The sequence below is a fragment of the Lactococcus sp. KTH0-1S genome (assembly GCF_052544945.1).
In genome coordinates, this window is the sequence record NZ_CP195165.1 from 375854 (window position 1) to 395225 (window position 19372).

The 19372-nt window shown below is 35.5% G+C and carries 18 protein-coding genes; 11 read left to right on the forward strand and 7 right to left on the reverse strand.

The window, feature by feature from the left end:
- Positions 1-113 precede the first annotated feature (113 nt).
- From ACRYLU_RS01890 to ACRYLU_RS01900, 3 genes are all read left to right on the forward strand, one after another.
- Entirely contained in the window at positions 114-1517 is a 1404-nt protein-coding gene (locus ACRYLU_RS01890) for an MFS transporter (protein ID WP_445081121.1), read from the forward strand.
- A 160-nt stretch (positions 1518-1677) separates the two neighbouring features.
- Positions 1678-2283, forward strand: a complete 606-nt coding sequence (locus ACRYLU_RS01895; RefSeq protein ID WP_038599155.1) for an FMN-dependent NADH-azoreductase — start codon at positions 1678-1680, stop codon at positions 2281-2283.
- A 96-nt stretch (positions 2284-2379) separates the two neighbouring features.
- Positions 2380-2814: an OsmC family protein gene (locus ACRYLU_RS01900; RefSeq protein WP_445081122.1), complete on the forward strand. Its 435-nt coding sequence runs from the start codon at positions 2380-2382 to the stop codon at positions 2812-2814.
- Between the two features lie 35 nt (positions 2815-2849).
- On the opposite strand, the gene ACRYLU_RS01905 is transcribed toward ACRYLU_RS01900, so the two are convergent.
- The 3 genes from ACRYLU_RS01905 to tyrS form a co-directional block, all read right to left on the reverse strand.
- Positions 2850-4892, reverse strand: a complete 2043-nt coding sequence (locus ACRYLU_RS01905; RefSeq protein ID WP_445081123.1) for a cation:proton antiporter — start codon at positions 4890-4892, stop codon at positions 2850-2852.
- A gap of 89 nt (positions 4893-4981) precedes the next feature.
- Positions 4982-5452 carry a hypothetical protein gene (locus tag ACRYLU_RS01910; protein ID WP_038599165.1) on the reverse strand — a complete coding sequence of 157 codons (471 nt, stop codon included), beginning with the start codon at positions 5450-5452 and terminating at the stop codon, positions 4982-4984.
- Positions 5453-5575: 123 nt separating this feature from the next.
- Entirely contained in the window at positions 5576-6835 is a 1260-nt protein-coding gene (gene tyrS, locus ACRYLU_RS01915) for a tyrosine--tRNA ligase (protein WP_038599168.1), read from the reverse strand.
- A gap of 144 nt (positions 6836-6979) precedes the next feature.
- On the opposite strand from tyrS, the gene ACRYLU_RS01920 reads away from it, so the two are divergent.
- Complete coding sequence (locus ACRYLU_RS01920) at positions 6980-9385, forward strand: transglycosylase domain-containing protein (RefSeq protein ID WP_038599171.1); 2406 nt, start codon at positions 6980-6982, stop codon at positions 9383-9385.
- Positions 9386-9439: 54 nt separating this feature from the next.
- Here ACRYLU_RS01920 and pepA read toward each other — a convergent pair whose 3' ends face one another.
- On the reverse strand, positions 9440-10507 hold the full coding sequence (pepA, locus tag ACRYLU_RS01925) for a glutamyl aminopeptidase (protein ID WP_058205996.1): 1068 nt from the start codon (positions 10505-10507) through the stop codon (positions 9440-9442).
- 102 nt (positions 10508-10609) lie between these two features.
- Between pepA and ACRYLU_RS01930 the strand changes: the two genes are divergently transcribed.
- The 7 genes from ACRYLU_RS01930 to groL all read left to right on the forward strand — a co-directional run bounded on the left by ACRYLU_RS01930 (position 10610) and on the right by groL (position 16064).
- The gene (locus ACRYLU_RS01930) at positions 10610-10894 is read left to right on the forward strand and encodes a hypothetical protein (protein WP_195362615.1); all 285 of its coding nucleotides are present in this window, start codon (positions 10610-10612) and stop codon (positions 10892-10894) included.
- 41 nt (positions 10895-10935) lie between these two features.
- Positions 10936-11253: a thioredoxin family protein gene (locus ACRYLU_RS01935; RefSeq protein WP_038599179.1), complete on the forward strand. Its 318-nt coding sequence runs from the start codon at positions 10936-10938 to the stop codon at positions 11251-11253.
- An 85-nt stretch (positions 11254-11338) separates the two neighbouring features.
- On the forward strand, positions 11339-11965 hold the full coding sequence (ytpR, locus tag ACRYLU_RS01940; protein WP_146978394.1) for a YtpR family tRNA-binding protein: 627 nt from the start codon (positions 11339-11341) through the stop codon (positions 11963-11965).
- A 161-nt stretch (positions 11966-12126) separates the two neighbouring features.
- A complete protein-coding gene (gene nox / locus ACRYLU_RS01945) occupies positions 12127-13467 on the forward strand; it encodes a H2O-forming NADH oxidase (protein ID WP_038599184.1) in 1341 nt (446 codons plus the stop codon).
- Positions 13468-13555: 88 nt separating this feature from the next.
- Entirely contained in the window at positions 13556-13945 is a 390-nt protein-coding gene (locus tag ACRYLU_RS01950; protein ID WP_038599186.1) for a single-stranded DNA-binding protein, read from the forward strand.
- Positions 13946-14064: 119 nt separating this feature from the next.
- Complete coding sequence (gene groES / locus ACRYLU_RS01955) at positions 14065-14349, forward strand: co-chaperone GroES (RefSeq protein ID WP_003131589.1); 285 nt, start codon at positions 14065-14067, stop codon at positions 14347-14349.
- An 86-nt stretch (positions 14350-14435) separates the two neighbouring features.
- Positions 14436-16064, forward strand: coding sequence for a chaperonin GroEL (groL, locus tag ACRYLU_RS01960; protein ID WP_003131585.1), 1629 nt, complete (start codon positions 14436-14438; stop codon positions 16062-16064).
- 43 nt (positions 16065-16107) lie between these two features.
- Here the strand turns inward: groL and ACRYLU_RS01965 are convergent, their stop codons facing one another.
- From ACRYLU_RS01965 to yycF, 3 genes are all read right to left on the reverse strand, one after another.
- Positions 16108-16920, reverse strand: coding sequence for an MBL fold metallo-hydrolase (locus ACRYLU_RS01965; RefSeq protein ID WP_038599190.1), 813 nt, complete (start codon positions 16918-16920; stop codon positions 16108-16110).
- A 170-nt stretch (positions 16921-17090) separates the two neighbouring features.
- Positions 17091-18533, reverse strand: coding sequence for an ATP-binding protein (locus tag ACRYLU_RS01970; RefSeq protein ID WP_445081124.1), 1443 nt, complete (start codon positions 18531-18533; stop codon positions 17091-17093).
- Positions 18526-19227, reverse strand: coding sequence for a response regulator YycF (gene yycF, locus ACRYLU_RS01975; protein ID WP_038599193.1), 702 nt, complete (start codon positions 19225-19227; stop codon positions 18526-18528). The genes ACRYLU_RS01970 and yycF overlap by 8 nt, the downstream gene beginning before the upstream one ends.
- Positions 19228-19372: the final 145 nt, after the last annotated feature.

The following is a 19372-nucleotide window of genomic DNA, read 5'->3' on the forward strand; positions in this document are numbered from 1 at the left end:
TTACCAACGTTATTTATAAACTTAGAAAAAATTAATTGAGTTCATCAGTATAGCAAGACTTATTAGGAATTTTATTTAAAGAAGATGATACTCAATTTATAGGAAAGGATTTTATGTCAGACAGAATAAAGGTTTTAATTGCCTTAGGGATATTTACATTTATGTCAACATTGGATGGTTCAATTGTTAATATTGCTCTACCAACAATGTCAAAGGAGCTTCATGTCTCTACTTCTCAAATCACTTGGGTGGTGACAATCTATTTAATTGTAATTTCAGCGATTGTACTGATTTTTGGTCGTTTAGGCGATTTAATAGGTAAATCACGGATTGCCCGCATTGGTTGGGGAATTTTTATTTTAGGCTCAGCACTTGCTGGTGTAAACTTTGGTTGGGGCTTAGGTTTCCTTCTTTTTGCACGGGTGATTCAGGCTATTGGGGCATCAATGTTTATGGCAACCGGTTTTGGGATTATTTCAGAAATTTTCCCACCTGAAAGTCGAGCAAGAGCACTTTCCATTTCAGCGATGTTTGTATCGGTTGGCTCAATCGCTGGACCTGCCCTTGGAGGACTTATTTTACAGATCGCTTCATGGAATTATATCTTTTGGATAAATGTTCCTATCGGAATTTTAGCATGGATTTTTGGAAATCATGCTTTGCCAAAAGAAAAAACCAGTGGAAAATGGTCGGATATTGATTTTAAAGGTGGAACATTAATGACTTCTGTTATTGTTTTACTTTTCTTAGCTCTTAATTTTGGTCAAGCTTTGGGTTGGACCAATCCATTAATTATTATTGGTGCATTGCTTGGCTTTATTCTCTTTGGAATATTTATTTTAACAGAGAAAAAGGTCGCTCAGCCTTTGCTTGATTTAGGAATTTTTAAATCAAAATTATTTTCAATGAGTATTATTATGGCTCTCTTTAATTTTACAGTAGCGATGTTCTCAAGTATTTTGTTACCATTCTACTTACAAGACTTTAGAAATTATGGGCCAGGCTTGGCAGGGATGATTATGATGGCTTATCCTGTTGCTATGCTGATTGCTAGCCCTTTAGCGGGTTCAGCAGCAGATAAAATGGATAAAGAAATTGTTACTTTTGTAGGGATTTCAGGGATTGTTTTGTCACAGCTTGGCTATTTACTGATAAATCCGCATTCTGCTCCGTGGCTAGTTGTTGTTATTCTTTTGATTCAAGGAATGTCTATGGGAATTTTCCAAAGTCCAAACAATGCTTTGATTATGGAAACTGTTGACCGTAAGTATTTAGGAATTGCTGGGTCAGTTAATTCTCTTGCCCGTAATATGGCCTTTGTTTTAGGGACGTCTTTAGCAACATTGATTTTATTCACAGCGATGTCTAATCAGTTGGGCTATAAGGTAACAACTTATTTGCACAATCAACCAGATGTCTTTTTACACGGTTTCCACGTGGCCTTCTATTTTTCAACATTTCTTGTTTTAGTAACTTGGGTTCTTGGCTTATTCCGTTTGTTGGGACGTAAAAAGTAAAATAAAAACAATCTAAATGATTGTTTTTTTACTGACAGAATTTCTGTCAGTAAAATGTTTACATGTGTAAATTTTCACGTACTAAATATATTGATAATTTAGAAAAGTTTGCTATAATAATTTTTATAACACAAAAATAATTTCTATAAAGGAACAAAATATGTCTAAACTTCTTGTTGTAAAAGGTCACCCACTTACTGCTGATTATTCACTTTCACTCAAAGGTCTTGATGCTTTCGTCAAATCCTATAAAGCTGCTCATCCAGAAGATGAAATTGAAGAACTAGATGTTTTCAGTGCTGATATTCCAACTTTGAATACTGAATTGGTCAGTGCAATGTTCGCAGGTGAAAATGCTGAACTTACAGCTTCACAAAAAGATAAATTGGCTCGTTTTGCTGGTTTTACAGAACAATTTTTGTCAGCTGATAAAGTAGTCATTGCTAATCCAATGTATAACTTGATGATTCCTGCTGAACTTAAATCTTGGGTTGATACAGTCAATGTTGCCGGTAAAACATTCAAATATACAGCCGAAGGTCCTGTTGGTTTAGCAAATGGCAAAAAAGTCTTGCACTTACAAGCTAATGGTGGAGTTTATGGAGCACAAGATCCAGCAACAATTTACATGTCAGCAATCTTCAATTTTATCGGTAGCGATTTTAGACAAATTGCCGTTGAAGGACATGCTTATGATCCAGAAAAAACAGAAGAACTTCTTGCTGAATTCATTAATAAGGTAGAGTTAGAAGCTCAAACATTCTAAAGAAAAGTCTGTCATTGAACAGACTTTTTATTGAATTTACTGACAGAAAATAGGAGAGTCATATTTTTTTCTGTCAGTAAATTGAAAGGATAAAAAATGGTAAAACATCTTTTTAATTCACATATTGATTGGGTAGGAGGAAGAAATTCCATCGGTGACTTACAGGCTGGGGCACTAAATGAAAAAATTTCGATTCCTAAAACTATGGATGGTCCAGGAGTCGGAACGAATCCTGATGAAATGCTACTCGGGGCAGCCAGTACTTGTTATTCGATTACACTAGCTGCCATGCTTGAGCGAAATGATATTCCTCTAGAACATCTGAAAGTAGATGCTAAAGGAGTGGTCGATGTAACAAAAGGAATATTTACTTATGAAAAAATAACTTATCATGTCGCTATGAAATTGACAAAAGCGTCCGATGAAGTGAAAGCAATTAAACTTGCCAAACGGGCAGAAAGTTCTTGCATGATTTCAAGAGCGATTCAAGGAAATATTGCATTAGAAACGATTATTAGAATTGATAAATAAAAAGTTACTGACAGGTCTGTCAGTAACTTTTTATTTTAATTTTTATTTTTCCGACGTTCTAAGAAGTCAAAAAGTAATGTATGATGATTACTTGCAAGTGAATAATCTTCAAGAATATTAACATTAAGACGCATATCTTTAGCTTCTCGTGCAGTAATTGCTCCAGAAAGTTCATGTTCAAAAATAACTTTACGTTCCAAATAATAAGCCCGCATCATTTCGGTTATGTTGTTAGGCTGAGCCTTATTCATCATCCGTGAAATATGACCACCCGTTGCAACGATTTCAGATGTTCTTAAACGTTCTGATTGTAAGAAATTCAATAGTTGCTCATCAAAGACACCATTTAAATTATCAAGAGCTTGCAAGATAAGTTCGGTATTATTGAAATAAAGTTCAGTAATTTCATCTCGCGTTGTTTCCATTGCCGCCTTTGTTTTCTTGAAATAAAAGTCAACATGTAAGACACGAGAGGTAAGTAAATGAAAAGCACGCAAGGCAATAACATAAACAAATTGGATACTAGAAACCAGTGAATGGACAATACTTGTTTCTAATGAGCGAATATATCGTTGATAAGTTCGGTAAGTATACATTGAAATTTTATTTTCACGCAAAGCAACTTCAAGACCTTCAGATTCAATTCGGATAATCAAAAGTTGCAAATCATTGTAATCAATCGCCATATCTGTTGACTCTTGTTCAATGATTAATTGTTGAATTCGTTCCTGATAAGCATCAATAGCAATATCATAACCCTGAGGGTTTTTAGCCGATTTCATATCCTGATGTAATTCATCAACTACCTCAGATAAAATCGCAATTTTAGAGATATTATTAACTTTAGAAACTTTTTTAACCGCAAAGAAAGGAAGAATGAACATTCCAACTAAGAAACTTAAGCCAGTTACCGCAGCGGCTAGAAAGACGAGAACGGGTTGAACATCTACAGTTCGTGGAACCAAAAGAATCGTTGCGATACTTACTGTTCCTTTAGAACCAGCAAAAGTGAGGAGAAATACATCGTTCCAATAAGCAGAAAACGGTTGTTTTTGTTTAAGAGAACGAAGCCAATAATAAAAGGCAATAACGATAAACCTAAGAGCAAATAATCCAGCTGTCAAAGCAAAAGCAAGAACAATTAAAAGTGCTGATGAATAAACAGGATCAACTAAAAGTGGAACTACAAGTTGATAAAGTTCAATTCCTAAGAAAAGAAAGACGAAGGAATTTAAAATAAATGTTAAAGTATCCCAAATTGTACTCTTGAGTTTTTCAACTTGAGCATCAAATAAAGTAGTTCTCTTAAGACCATTTGCTGACATGACTCCAGCAACAACTGCAGCAATAATTCCTGAAACATGGAGCTCTTCAGAAATGAGAAAGGCAGCAAGAGGGACAACCAGCTCTAAAAGAAGATAACCAGAAACATCCCGTGCGTCAACATCTTCCAGAAGTCTTAAGACAAGTCCTTTGATGTAAATTAAAGTAAAACCAATAGCAGCTCCACCAAGTGCTGAAATAACTAATTTCATTGTTGCATCTGGGAAAGAGAAATAACCGGTAACTAAAGCAACTAAAGCAATCTGAAAAGAAATAATTCCGGAAGCATCATTGAGCAAACCTTCACCTTGCAAAACACTCATAACCCGACGAGGGAAAGAGAAATTCTTTGATAAAGCTCCAACAGCTACAGCATCAGTAGGAGCGAGACTTGCCCCCAAAGCAAAACAAGCGGCTAAAGGTAATCCCATGTAAATCCAATTAGAAATCAAACCCAATCCAAGGGTTGTAATGAAGACAAGAGGGAAAATTAAAACTAAAATAATTTTACTATGTTTTAAAATATGTTTGACATCAGCCTCCTCACTCTCTCTAAAAAGAAGAGGAGCGATAATAAATCCTAGAAAAAATTCAGGTGCGACATGTAAAACCTCGTCAGCACCAAAAAAGCCCAAAATAAGTCCTAAAACCACTTGAATAAGAGGGAGGGCAAGTTTTGGGAAAACTTTGTTAAGGACATTTGAAAAAACTAATACCAAAAGGAAAATAATGACATAAAAAATAATATGGAGCATAGAGTCCTTTCTGTGTAATTGATTAATGAGCGCCAAAAAGTACAAAGTAGAGCTATCAAAGCTAGCTCTACTTTACCTAATCTACTAATTTATCTCAAACGATTAATTGCTTTTTTCTTTAAAGCAATTTTTTCATTGATTTTTGAGCAGTCTTTTTTACCTAAAAGCGCTTTACAACGTTTGAGTTCCAAATCAGTAAGCTGACGTTTTACACGTTCTTTACGAGCAGCATCAAACTCACCATTTTTAATTAATTCAAGTTTTTGTTCAAGAATTAATTTTTTATTTTTAACTGCATCAATATAATATTTAAGCTCAGAAATATCGTCGGCACTTGCATCGTTGGCTAACAAATCTTCTAATTTTTCATCAAGGGTAACGAGCTTATCAGTAAGTAGTTCAAGTTTAGCGTTGAGCTTTTCTTCTTTTTCTTCATCCGAAAGGGCCATGAAAGCTTCAAATTTCTTACTATCATCAAGATTTTCAGATTCTTCAGGACGTTTATTGATGTACATCTCACGCAATTTATTTAACTTATCTTCAAATTTTTTATCTATCATTTTGATCACCTAAAAACATATTCAGTACAGTTATTATAACATATTGTGGCCTAAAAGAAAGTGCAATGCTCAAATTTTTTTAATAAAAAATTCTGTCCCATTTAGAACAGAATTTTTGTTTTATTAATAAGTCAAAACGAAGTTTTTCTTTTTCCCACGACGAATGACAGTTAAACGCTTTTCAATTTTATCTGAATCTGTAAGAACATAATCAAGTGCTTGTACACGTTCACCATTGATATAAATCGCACCATTTGTAATATCTTCACGAGCTTGTCTTTTTGAAGGAGCTATTCCAGCAGAGATTAAAAGTTCAACTAAAGTTAAATCTTCATCATCAGTAACTTGATGTTGTGGTGCTGCTTTAAGACCAGTTAAGATTGATTTAGCATCTAATTGACGCAAATCTCCACCGCCAAATAAGATCTCTGATGTTTTAACTGCTTGTTCATAAGCTGCTTTTCCGTGAACTAAGCTGACAACTTCACGAGCCAAAACTTTTTGGGCCAAACGCTCATGGCGAGCAGCTTCAAATTGTTCTTCAATTTCAGCAATCTCTTCTAATGAAAGGAAGGTGAAAATTTTCAACATTTTTACAGCATCTGCATCATCAACATTAAGCCAAAATTGGTACATTTCATAAGGAGATGTTTTATCAGCATCAAGCCAAATTGCATTTCCCTCTGATTTACCGAATTTTTTACCAGTTGAATCTGTAATTAATGGAATAGTAATAACATGACCTTGCTTGTTCGCTTTACGACGTAAAAGCTCTGTTCCAGCAGTCATATTTCCCCATTGATCGGAACCACCAAGTTGTAAAGTAACATTGTGCAATTGGTTCAATTCGTAGAAATCATAACCTTGCATAATTTGGTAAGCAAATTCTGTATAAGAAATTCCACTTTCCATCCGTGATTTTACAGAGTCTTTAGAAATCATGTAGTTAACGGTGAAATGTTTACCCACATCTCTGAGGAAATCAATAAAAGTCAGGTTTTCAAACCAGTTGTAGTTATTGGTCATTTCTGCCTTATTTTCACCATTTTCAAAATCTAGGAAACGCTCAAGCTGACTACGGATTTTTCCAGACCATTTTGTTACAGTGTCTTTTGTTTGAAGCGAACGTTCTGAATCTTTGAAAGAAGGATCACCAATCAAACCAGTTGCACCACCAACAAGCGCATAAGGTTTATGTCCAGCCATTTGTAGACGTTTCATTGTCAAAATTAGCACAAGATTACCTAAATGAAGGGAATCAGCGGTAGGGTCGTATCCTACATAATAGGAAACCATGTCCTCCGTCAGCGCTTTAGAAAGCGCAGCTTCGTCCGTTGTTTGGAAAACCAAACCACGTGCTTTAAGTTCGTCAAAAATGTTCATAAAAAAATCCTTTCTATAATGATTGAACTGTCCACTTTGGATAAAAAGTAAAAAAATTAACAGCACTGTTTTACATTATAACAAATTAATAAAAAAAATTCTGAAAGTGGCGAAAAATTATTTTAAATTTGATATAATAAAGGCATGAAAAAAGACTCAATTGACTCGCAAGAAGAAACACGTGCGCGTTTAAAAGAAAAAATGGAAAATAAGCGGCGTAAAAAAAGTAATTATCTGTCCAAAGAGCCTAAAGATAATGATGAAAAATCGGGTTGGTCAATCACTTTTAAGGTGGTCCGTGGACTAATTATCATTTTTGGAATAATTTTTGCTTTAGTGGGTGTTTTTGGTGCGGCGACAGGTGTAGGCTATTTTGCTCGATTGGTTGAGCAAACGAAGACGCCAGATAAAACTGAAATGCTTGCAAAAATTAATGATATTCATGGCGTTTCTGTCATTAATTATAGTAATGGTCAGGCAATTTCGGATATCTCTAGTGATTTGGTGCGTGTTACTGTCAAAAGTGACGAGATTTCTCCTAATGTTAAAAATGCTTTAATTGCAACAGAAGATGATAGTTTTAAAACGAATAAGGGAGTCGTTCCTAAGGCTGTTGTTCGTGGAATTCTTGGTTCAGTAGGTGGTGGCACAAGTTCTGGTGGTTCAACCCTTACTCAACAGCTAATTAAACAACAAGTTTTAGGAGATAGTGTTACCTTCCAACGTAAAGCTAGTGAAATTGTCTATGCTCTTAAACTTAATAATTACTTGACTAAAGACCAAATTTTGACTGATTATTTAAATGTCTCACCTTTTGGGCGAAATAATAAAGGACAAAATATTGCAGGGATTCAAGAAGCCGCTCTTGGTATATTTGGAAAATCTGCTAAGGATTTAACAATACCTGAGGCTGCTTTTATTGCTGGGTTGCCACAAAGCCCTATCGTGTATTCTCCTTATGCGGCTGATGGTTCTCTAAAGTCAAAAGAAAACATGAGTTACGGTCTCGAGCGTCAAAAAGAAGTTTTGTTTTATCTTTATCGAGGGGGCTATATTTCAGAAGCTGATTACAAGAAATATAAAGCTTATGATATTTCAACAGAATTTTTACAACCAGGAGTAGCTCAATCACAAGAACATGGTTATTTATATAATGTTGTCTATAATGAAGCAATCACTGATATCTATAATTATTTGATTAAGCGAGATAAAGTTTCGGCAACTGATTTAGGAAATGATAGTACTAAACAACGTTATCGAGAATTAGCTGAACAATCATTGCAAAACGGTGGTTATACAGTAACTACAACTATTAATCAACAAGTATATGATGCAATGCAAAATGCTGTAACTAATTACAGTGGTTTGATGCAAGACGGTACGGGCCTTATTCAAACTGGTAATGTATTAATGGATAATAAAACAGGAGCTGTTTATGGCTTTATTGGCGGTTTGGACTTTTCACAAAGCCAAGTAAACCATGCCTTTGATACTAAACGTTCACCTGGTTCTTCAATCAAACCAATACTAGCTTATGGACCGGCAATTGACATGGGCTTGATGGGTTCAGCAAGTGTTCTATCTAACTATCCCGCAAAATATTCGAGTGGGCAAGACATTGAACACGTCGGTAATAAGGGAACGGAGATGATGCCATTTTCAGAAGCCTTGAATGTTTCTTATAATATTCCTGCTTATTGGACCTACCAAACGATTTTGAATAAAGGAAAATCTGTTGAACCTTACATGACGAAGATGGGGTATGAAGTTGCAGATTATTCTGTAGAGTCACTTCCTCTTGGAGGAGGAATTGATCCAACGGTGGTTCAGCATACGAATGGTTATCAAACTTTAGCCAATGGTGGAAAATATGAACCATGGTATATTGTTGATAGTATCAAAGATGATACAGGAAATATAATTTATCAACATCAAACTACTGGCGGAACTCAAGTATATTCTGAAGCAACATCTACCATTATGGAATATATGCTTCAAGATGCTATCAAATCTCAAAAAACAAGTAAGTTTTATGGTGAGTTGCAAGGCCTTAATTCCTCTCTTGCAACTAATGTTCAATGGGCTGGTAAAACAGGTACAACTGATAATTATACAGATGTTTGGATGATGCTTTCGACACCTTCAGTGACACTTGGTAGTTGGGCTGGTCACGATGACAATTCCGCAATGTCTCAGAATTCAGGTTTTATTAATAACGCAAAATTTACAGCTAATTTGGTGAATGCAATTAATGCTGCCGATCCAAATATTTTCGGACCTGGTCAAAAATTTACTGACCCTAATAGTGATCCAAATGTGACTAAGAGTAAAGTATTAGTTTCTACGGGTGAAAAACCAGGAAAAGTTAATGTTAAATTATCAAATGGTAAGACACAAGAGGTTAATCTCGGTGGAGACACTACGACAAGCTTCTGGGCTACAAAGTCTGGTGCTCCTACAACCACATATGATTTTTCTATTGGTGGTTCGGCAAGTGATATAGCTGCTGGTTGGAAAAAGATATTGCCTAATTATAACTTTGGTCAATAAAATACAAAAAATCACTAGGATTTGGTTTCCTAGTGATTTTTTGTATTTTAAAATTTAATAGTTTTTAATTTCAGCTACTTTTTCAGTACTAAGTGATGTTACGATATTTCTCAAGAAAGTTTGAGCTTGATTGAAATCATCAATATTGAAAATTGTTTGATGACTGTGAATATAACGAGCAACAACACCAATCGTTGTTGAAGGGACTCCATTACTAGCTAAATGGGCAGCACCTGCATCAGTTCCACCTTTAGCCATATAAACTTGGGTTTTAACTTTAGCATTGTCAGCAGTTTCAAGCAAGAATTTTTTCATCCCAGGGAGCATGATATGACCTGGGTCAAAGAAACGAAGCGTTGTTCCTTCCCCAAGACGACCGTTGTCATCACCAAATGTATCGCTAGCAGGTGAACAATCAACAGCAAAGAACAAATCGGGCTTGAACATAGTTGTAGAAACTTTGGCTCCACGAAGGCCAACTTCTTCTTGGACATTAGCTCCGATAATCAATGTAGCTGGTAATTCTTTGTCAGCTAAAAATTCGAGAAGTTCAAGAATCATTAAACAACCATAACGATTGTCCCAAGCTTTAGAAATAATATTTTTACCATTAGCAGAGAGAATTGTTTCAGTTTCTGGAATGATTACATCACCTTGAGCGATTCCAAATTCTGCAGCTTCTGTAGCATTCTCAAAAGCTCCATCAAAGACAATATCAGAAATGGCTGGAATTTGAGGAGTAACACCAGTTCCACGAAGAAGATGTGGAGGAAGTCCACCAGTTACGACAGGAATTTTTTTACCTGTACGTGTGAATAATGTAAACCGTTGTCCAGAGACAACTAAAGGATTCCAACCACCCAGAGGAACGACCCGGAATGTTCCATCAGCTTTGATTGAGCTGACCATAAAGCCAACTTCATCCATGTGGGCTGCAATCATAATACGTGGGGCATTTGCTACTTTTGAAGTTTTAGTGACAAATATACCACCAAGACCATCAAATTCTGGTTGATAACCAAGAGCAATCATGCGTGTTTTTAAATAGTCACGAACAGGTCCCTCAAAACCAGAAGTCGCTTGAATTTCTGTCAGTGCTTTTACTTTGTCGAATAGTTCCATTTTTCTCCTCCGGAATACTGAAAAATTTACTGACAGATTTGTCAGCAAAGATTTTGATGATTTACACTATAATTATATCAAGAAATATGTTAAAATTTCCATATGAAAAAAATACTAAAGTTTGGTTTGGGAATTATTGCGGGTGGAACAGTTGCTCACGTTGCTTATCATGGCTATAAAACTATGGAAGAAGAAGTGATTCATGAACTTACTGACAGTGCTCGGCAACATTTTTCAACAAGAAAAATAGATGCTTTTTGGATTTTTGAAGAGCCATCTACGGGTGCTCTTTTTGAGGGAGGACTTGTCAGTGAAAATAAGGCAATCACTTTTGAAATCAATGCTAAAACTTTAGAAGTCTTTGAAAAAAATGAAGTAATTCTGTAAGAAAACTTAGTATTCATTTAGAAATAAAAGGAGAATGTAGAATGATTATTCCAGAAAATATTGAAAATTTAGCCGAACTTGTAAAAGGACCGGAAAAGACAGTCTTCTTTTTCACGGCTGGTTGGTGTGGGGATTGTAATTTTATTAAGCCAAAAATGCCAGAAATTGAAGTAGAAAATCCAGAATTTAAATTTGTTGAAGTAGATCGTGATGAATATATGGATCTTGCGATTGAATGGGGAATTATGGGAATTCCAAGTTTTGTCGTGATTGAGGATGGTAAAGAAAAAGCTCGACTAGTAAATAAATTACGTAAAACAAAAGAAGAAGTCAATACTTTCTTAGCGAGTGCGAAATAATATCAGCGCAGGATAAGCGTTGATATATTAAGAATTATATTCTATAATAATCAATGTTAAGAAATTAAAAGGGAAAAATAAGAAAATGATTGCAACATACAACACAAATGTCGGTGACGTTTTAATGCTTATCACTGCAAATGATAAGGGAGAAAAAGTAAACTTCGAACGTAAGGGAAAAGTAGCTCGTGTTTTTATTGAAGAAACTGGAGCGACGGTTGCTTGGAATATTTTTGAAGCGAAATCTCTGTTGGCTAATTTGTCAGGAAATGGTCAAGTCGACTTATCATCTGATGATATTGAAACGTTGAACAAAGAGCTTGGGAAATCAGGATTTAGCGATGTTCTTGTTCACGATGCACAACCCAAATTTGTTGTCGCTGAAATTGTTGAAATGGAAGATCATCCAGATTCAGACCATTTACATATCTGTAAAGTTAATGTTGGTTTTGCCGATCCAGTACAAATTGTTTGTGGTGCTCCAAACGCAGCTCTTGGCTTAAAAACAGTTGCTGCTTTACCTGGTGCTATGATGCCTGATGGCTCATTGATTTTCCCAGGAGCCCTTCGTGGTGTTCAATCTTACGGAATGCTTTGTTCAGCTCGTGAACTTGAATTACCAAATGCACCTGAGGTTCGTGGAATCATTGAATTATCATCAGATTTATCCGCTGGTAAAGCTTTTGATTCAGAAACAATGTGGCAAGCATAATAATAAAACTGTCAAAATAGTTTATTTTGGCATTTTTTTATCTAAAAAAAATAAAATAAATTTTTCACAAAGTTCACAAGCGCTTACAAAAGAAAATAGAAGGACTTATGCTAAACTGAATAATGTAAAACGAATTTTACATTTAAAGGAGAATTATTAGCATGAAAATCGTAGTTATCGGTACGAACCACGCAGGCATTGCTACAGCAAATACATTGATTGATCAATATCCAGGCCATGAGATTGTTATGATTGACCGTAACAGTAATATGAGTTACTTAGGGTGTGGAACAGCTATTTGGGTCGGAAGACAAATTGAAAAACCAGATGAGCTGTTTTATGCCAAAGCAGAAGATTTTGAAAAAAAGGGAGTAAAGATATTAACAGAAACAGAAGTTTCAGAAATTGACTTTAGTAATAAAATGATTTATGCCAAGTCGAAAACTGGAGAAAAGATTACAGAAAATTATGATAAACTCGTTCTGGCAACAGGTTCACGTCCAATTATTCCTAACTTGCCAGGAAAAGATCTTAAAGGCATTCATTTTTTAAAACTTTTTCAAGAAGGGCAAGCCATTGACGAAGAGTTTGCTAAGAATGATGTGAAACGGATTGCTGTGATTGGTGCTGGTTATATTGGGACAGAAATTGCTGAAGCTGCCAAACGTCGTGGAAAAGAAGTTCTACTTTTTGATGCAGAAAGTACTTCACTTGCTTCATATTATGATGAAGAGTTTGCTAAAGGGATGGATGAAAATCTTGCCCAACATGGAATTGAACTCCATTTTGGGGAATTAGCTCAAGAGTTTAAGGCAAATGAAAAAGGTCATGTATCACAGATTGTAACTAATAAATCAACTTATGATGTTGACCTCGTTATTAATTGTATTGGCTTTACAGCCAATAGTGCACTGGCTGGTGAACATTTAGAAACCTTTAAAAATGGAGCAATCAAAGTGGATAAACATCAACAAAGTAGTGATCCAGATGTTTATGCTGTAGGAGATGTTGCCACAATCTATTCTAATGCTTTACAAGACTTCACCTACATTGCCCTTGCCTCAAACGCTGTTCGCTCAGGGATTGTTGCTGGTCATAATATAGGAGGAAAATCAATAGAATCTGTTGGTGTACAAGGTTCTAATGGAATCTCTATTTTTGGTTACAATATGACTTCTACAGGCTTGTCGGTTAAAGCTGCGAAAAAAATCGGCCTAGAAGTTTCATTTAGTGATTTTGAAGACAAGCAAAAAGCATGGTTCCTTCATGAAAATAATGATAGTGTGAAAATTCGTATCGTTTATGAAACAAAAAGTCGCAGAATTATTGGCGCTCAACTTGCTAGCAAGAGTGAAATAATTGCAGGAAATATTAATATGTTTAGTTTAGCTATTCAAGAAAAGAAAACGATTGATGAATTAGCCTTACTTGATTTGTTCTTCTTACCACACTTCAATAGTCCATATAATTACATGACTGTTGCAGCTTTAAATGCTAAATAAACCATAAAAATCTATCAATTGATAGATTTTTATTTTTTTTGTGACAAATGCTCTAACTTTTCGTATAAAAAGTTAGGAGGATTTTATTATGAATAAAACCATGTTAATTGGACGCTTAACCAGTGCGCCAGAAATTTCAAAAACAACAAATGATAAATCTTATGTCCGTGTGACCTTGGCAGTCAATCGCCGTTTCAAAAATGAAAAAGGAGAGCGCGAGGCAGATTTTATTTCAATTATTATTTGGGGAAAATCTGCAGAAACTTTAGTTTCTTACGCAAAAAAAGGAAGTCTTATTTCAATTGAAGGAGAAATTAGAACTAGAAATTACATGGATAAGCAAAATCAAAAACATTATGTCACAGAAATCTTAGGACTGAGTTATGATTTACTTGAAAGTAGGGCAACAATCGCTTTACGAGAAAGCGCTATAAAGACTGAAGAAACCTTACTTGATGCGGAAGAACTCCCTTTCTAATTTATTTCATAAAATCTAAATGTTTTCTCTTGACTAAATCTGACCATTGAGATAAAATAAGAATATGTTAGCACTCGTTTAATAAGAGTGCTAAAAAATAAAAAATGGAGGAAAATATAATGTTGAAACCTTTAGAGAATCGCGTAGTTTTACGTGTAAAAGAAGAAGAGGAAAAATCAATGGGTGGAATTGTATTAACAAGCGCTTCCCAAGAAAAACCTCAAACAGCTGAAGTTGTTGCCGTCGGTGAAGGGAAAACAAATCATCATGGAACACTGATTTCTCCACTCGTAAAAGTAGGGGACACAGTAATTTTTGAAAAATTTGCTGGAACGACCGTAAAAATGGATGGTGAAGAATTCTTGATTCTCAAAGATTCAGACCTTCTTGCAATTGTAGAGTAAAATTATAAAAGCAATCATTTTTTGGTTGTCTTTTGTCTATCTTAAAATCTATAAAATTAAAAATATATTCTTAAAAAGGAGCTAAAATGTCAAAAGATATTAAATTTTCAAGTGATGCTAGAACAGCGATGATGCGCGGGATTGATATTCTTGCTGATACAGTAAAAACAACCCTTGGACCAAAAGGTCGCAATGTTGTGCTTGAAAAATCATATGGGTCACCTTTAATTACAAACGATGGTGTAACGATTGCTAAAGAGATTGAACTTGAAGATCATTTTGAAAACATGGGAGCTAAACTTGTTTCAGAAGTTGCTTCAAAAACAAATGATATCGCAGGTGATGGAACAACAACAGCGACAGTTTTGACACAAGCTATTGTTCGTGAAGGTTTAAAAAATGTTACCGCAGGTGCAAATCCAGTTGGTATTCGTCGAGGAATTGAGCTTGCTGCTGAAACAGCTGTTGCTTCAATTAAAGAAATGGCAATTCCTGTCCACGATAAATCAGCAATTGCGCAAGTAGCTACTGTTTCATCACGTAGTGAAAAAGTTGGTGAGTATATTTCTGATGCAATGGAACGTGTAGGTTCTGACGGAGTTATCACCATTGAAGAATCAAAGGGAATGCAAACTGAACTTGATGTTGTTGAAGGAATGCAGTTTGACCGTGGATATTTGAGTCAATATATGGTTTCTAATACAGAAAAAATGGTTGCTGAGTTAGATAATCCTTATATTCTTATTACCGACAAAAAAATCTCAAATATTCAAGAAATTTTACCTCTCCTTGAACAAATCTTGAAAACAAATCGTCCACTTCTTATTGTTGCTGATGATGTTGATGGAGAAGCATTGCCAACGCTTGTTCTTAATAAGATTAAAGGAGTCTTCAATGTCGTAGCTGTAAAAGCGCCAGGATTTGGTGATCGTCGTAAAGCTCAATTGGAAGATTTGGCTATCTTAACAGGTGGTACAGTAATTACTGAGGAACTTGGTCTCGATCTTAAAGATGCTACTCTTGAAGCTTTAGGACAAGCAGCTAAAGCAACAGTGGATAAAGACCACACAACAATTGTTGAAGGAGCTGGTTCTGCTGATGCTATTTCTGATCGTGTAGCTATTATCAAAGCGCAAATTGAAAAAACAACTTCTGATTTTGACCGTGAAAAATTACAAGAGCGTCTTGCAAAATTAGCTGGTGGTGTTGCAGTGGTTAAAGTTGGTGCTGCAACTGAAACAGAACTCAAAGCAATGAAACTCTTGATTGAAGATGCACTTAATGCAACACGTGCAGCCGTTGAGGAAGGTATTGTTTCTGGTGGTGGTACAGCACTTGTTAATGCTATTGCGGCTTTGGATAAACTTTCAGAAGAAGGAGATATCCAAACAGGAATTAACATTGTTCGCCGTGCTCTTGAAGAACCAGTTCGTCAAATTGCTGCCAATGCAGGATACGAAGGTTCAGTTATCATTGATAAACTTCGTTCAGAAGAAGTAGGTACAGGTTTCAATGCTGCAACTGGTCAATGGGTTAATATGATTGAAGAAGGAATTGTTGACCCTGCAAAAGTAACTCGTTCAGCTTTGCAAAACGCGGCTTCTGTTGCTGGGTTGATTTTGACTACTGAAGCAGTAGTTGCTAATAAACCAGAACCAGCTGCTCCGGCTATGCCTCCAATGGACCCTAGCATGGGAATGGGTGGTATGATGTAAAAAAAAGAACCCTAAGGGTTCTTTTTTATTTGCTGATGAGTAACTAAATATCGTAAAGTTGACTAGCATGTTCGTGACTAGTATCAAGGATCTTCAAGTCCTTTTTAGTATCGACATCATGTTGTTGTAAGTAACCATCCATAGTAAGATGAGCAAGCTCTTTGATATTATTATTTAAACTCAAGTGCCCTAGAAAAATTCGTTTTGTCTTATTGCCATGAATACTAAAAGCCGCCTCAGCGCCGTCCTCATTAGATAAGTGGCCTTGGTCACTTAGGATACGTTGCTTTGTCCGCCAAGGATAGGCTCCCATGCGGAGTATCTCAATGTCATGGTTTGATTCCATAAGATAAGCATCCGCATTTTCAATGGTTCCACGCATTCTATCGGATACATAACCTGTATCAGTTAGCATAACAAAACTCTTGTTATCTTTCATGAAACGATAAAATTGTGGTGCGATGGCATCGTGACTCACGCCAAAAGATTCAACATCAATATCACCAAAAGTCATTGTTTTTCCCATTTCAAACAGATGTTTTTGTTCAACAGGGATTTTTCCTAAAGCATTTTTACTATCTAGTTCAGACCAAGTATCTTCATTTGCGTAAAGGTCAATACCATATTTCCTTGCCAAAACACCAATCCCTTTGATATGGTCACTATGTTCATGGGTAATTAATAAAGCATCAATATCATGAATATCACGGTCAATTTCTGATAGTAAACTTTCTATTTTTTTTCCAGATAGTCCGGCATCAACAAGAATTTTTTTCTTTGGAGTTTCTAAGTAAAAAGAATTTCCTGTTGAACCAGAGGCTAAAATGGAATATTTAAAGCCATTTTGTTCAGTCATACAGTCTATTGTAGCAGAAAAATAGTGGGATTGCCATGAGCTTTTATATTTTATTTGAAAATAAATTTATCAGGAAATTCATTAGCTTAAGAGAGTTTTTTGTGTTAAAAGTCTAGGTTTATTCATAAAAAAAGAGTCCACAAATATGTGTGGACTCTTTTTAGGGAAAATTATTCATTACCCTCAAATTCAAACTCATCAGTGCCATCATCCCAGTCATCTGCGGCTTCTAAAGAATATGGAAGAGTGAAACTAAAGGTTGTTCCTTTTCCTTCTCCATCAGAGCTTGCAAAAATTGTTCCGCCATGTATTTTAACAATATCATGGACAATAGAGAGGCCTAAACCTGTTCCCCCAACTTTTGAATTTCTTGAAGCGTTATCAACTCGGTAGAAACGGTCAAAAATCTTAAGTAAATCAGATTTTGGAATTCCCATTCCTTGGTCACTGATGGAGATTAGAACGTCACTTTCACGTTTTTCAACGGAAATTGTAATCGTTCCACCTTTAGGGGAATACTTAATTGCGTTTCCGATGATATTGTCAATGACTTGAGCAATTTTATCGGTATCAATTTCGACCCAGATGGGCTGTTCAGAGTATTTTCTGACGAGAGTGAAATTAGAAGAGATTAAATCGTTTGATTCGGTTTCTAAAATTTGGTCTAAACGGTTAATTTGATAGTCTAAGAAGGCAATTAAATTAATCATTTCTTTATTAAGAACGATTCGGTCTTGATCCATTCTTGATAAAGTCAAAAGGTCGGAAATCATTCGAATCATCCGATTAGTTTCAGTAAGTGAAACATTAATAAAGGATGAAGCTGTTTCTTTATCCTCAATGGCTCCGTCTTCTAGTGCTTCCAAGTAGGCTTTTACTGAGGTGAGCGGAGTTCGGAGTTCGTGTGAAACATTAGAAACAAATAGGCGTCGTTCACGTTCTGCTTTATCTTGTTCAGTCATATCATGTAAAACAGCAATAATTCCTGAAATAAAACCAGACTCACGACGAAAAAGAGCAAATTTTATGTGAAGTGAAATGGCTTCATTTCCAGTATCATGTGTTTCAATAGTTACCTCTGGCTCTTTTTCCAATAAATCATAGAAATTATACTGGTCTTCAATTTTTAAGACCTCAACAATATTTTTTTCCATCAAGAGATCATTATCTGTATTCAAATAATGCAAAGCTGATTTATTGGCCATAATAATATTCCCGCGACGGTCGGTGGCAATGACGCCATCAACCATATAGGCGAGGATGCTGTCTAATTGATTTCTCTGATTTTCAAGATTGTTCTGAGTGCGAACAATATCTTCACCAAGTTTTAAAATTTCGTCGTATAATTCATTGATTTCACTTGTCCCTTTTGGGATTTTATCACGATTTAAATAGCCATTTTTTATGTCATTCATCTGTTTAGAAACATTCACAATCATGCGATGCTGCTGATTAAGAAAGACTAAAACAAAGACGAGTGAAAATAGGTAGTAACCGATAAAAGTACTTAAATGAGCAAAATTGTAATCAAAACTGCCCATAAAAAGGATGACAAAAAGAAGTAGGTGGGCAACTACTCCTTTAAAAATCATTGAATTAAAAAAATTAATCATGCGGGTTGCTCATATAGTAGCCAACCCCACGGCGTGTTGAAACGTATTGTGGACGGCTTGGTGTATCTTCAACTTTTTCACGTAAACGACGAACAGTAACGTCAACTGTACGTACATCGCCGAAATAGTCATAACCCCAAACGGTTTCCAAAAGGTTTTCACGAGTGATCACTTCGCCAAGGTGTTGTGCAAGGTAGTAAAGCAATTCAAACTCACGGTGTGTAAGATCGAGTTGTTTATCGTTTTTATATGCAGCATAATGTGCTGGATTGATACGGAGGTTTCCGATAACCAATTCTTTTTTGACATTGTCAGTAGATTCAGCAGGTGCGACATTGATACGACGCAAATTGGCTTTGATACGAGCTAATAGTTCACGGTTTGAGAATGGTTTTGTGACATAATCATCAGCACCAAGTTCAAGACCAATTACTTTGTCAAATTCACTATCTTTAGCTGACACCATAATAATTGGAGTGTCAGAAGTTTTACGGATTTCACGTGCAACATCAAGACCATCAAGTTTAGGTAACATCAAATCAAGCAGGATAAGGTCAGGTTGTACTTCTTTAAATGCTTCAAGAGCTTCTTCACCATCAAAAGCTGTAAAGACTTCAAAACCTTCTTTGGTTAAATTAAATTTTACGATATCTGAGATTGGTTTTTCATCATCAACAACAAGAATTTTTTTCATAGTTGTCCTTTCAAGTGGAAAATTTTTTATTGAATGTTACTCGTATTTATTTGAATTAACAAATCAAGTAAGCTGTTTCAGTTATATTATACAATTTTTAGTAAAATTACGCAAAAAGAGACCCTATTATTTTTAGAAAAAAGAT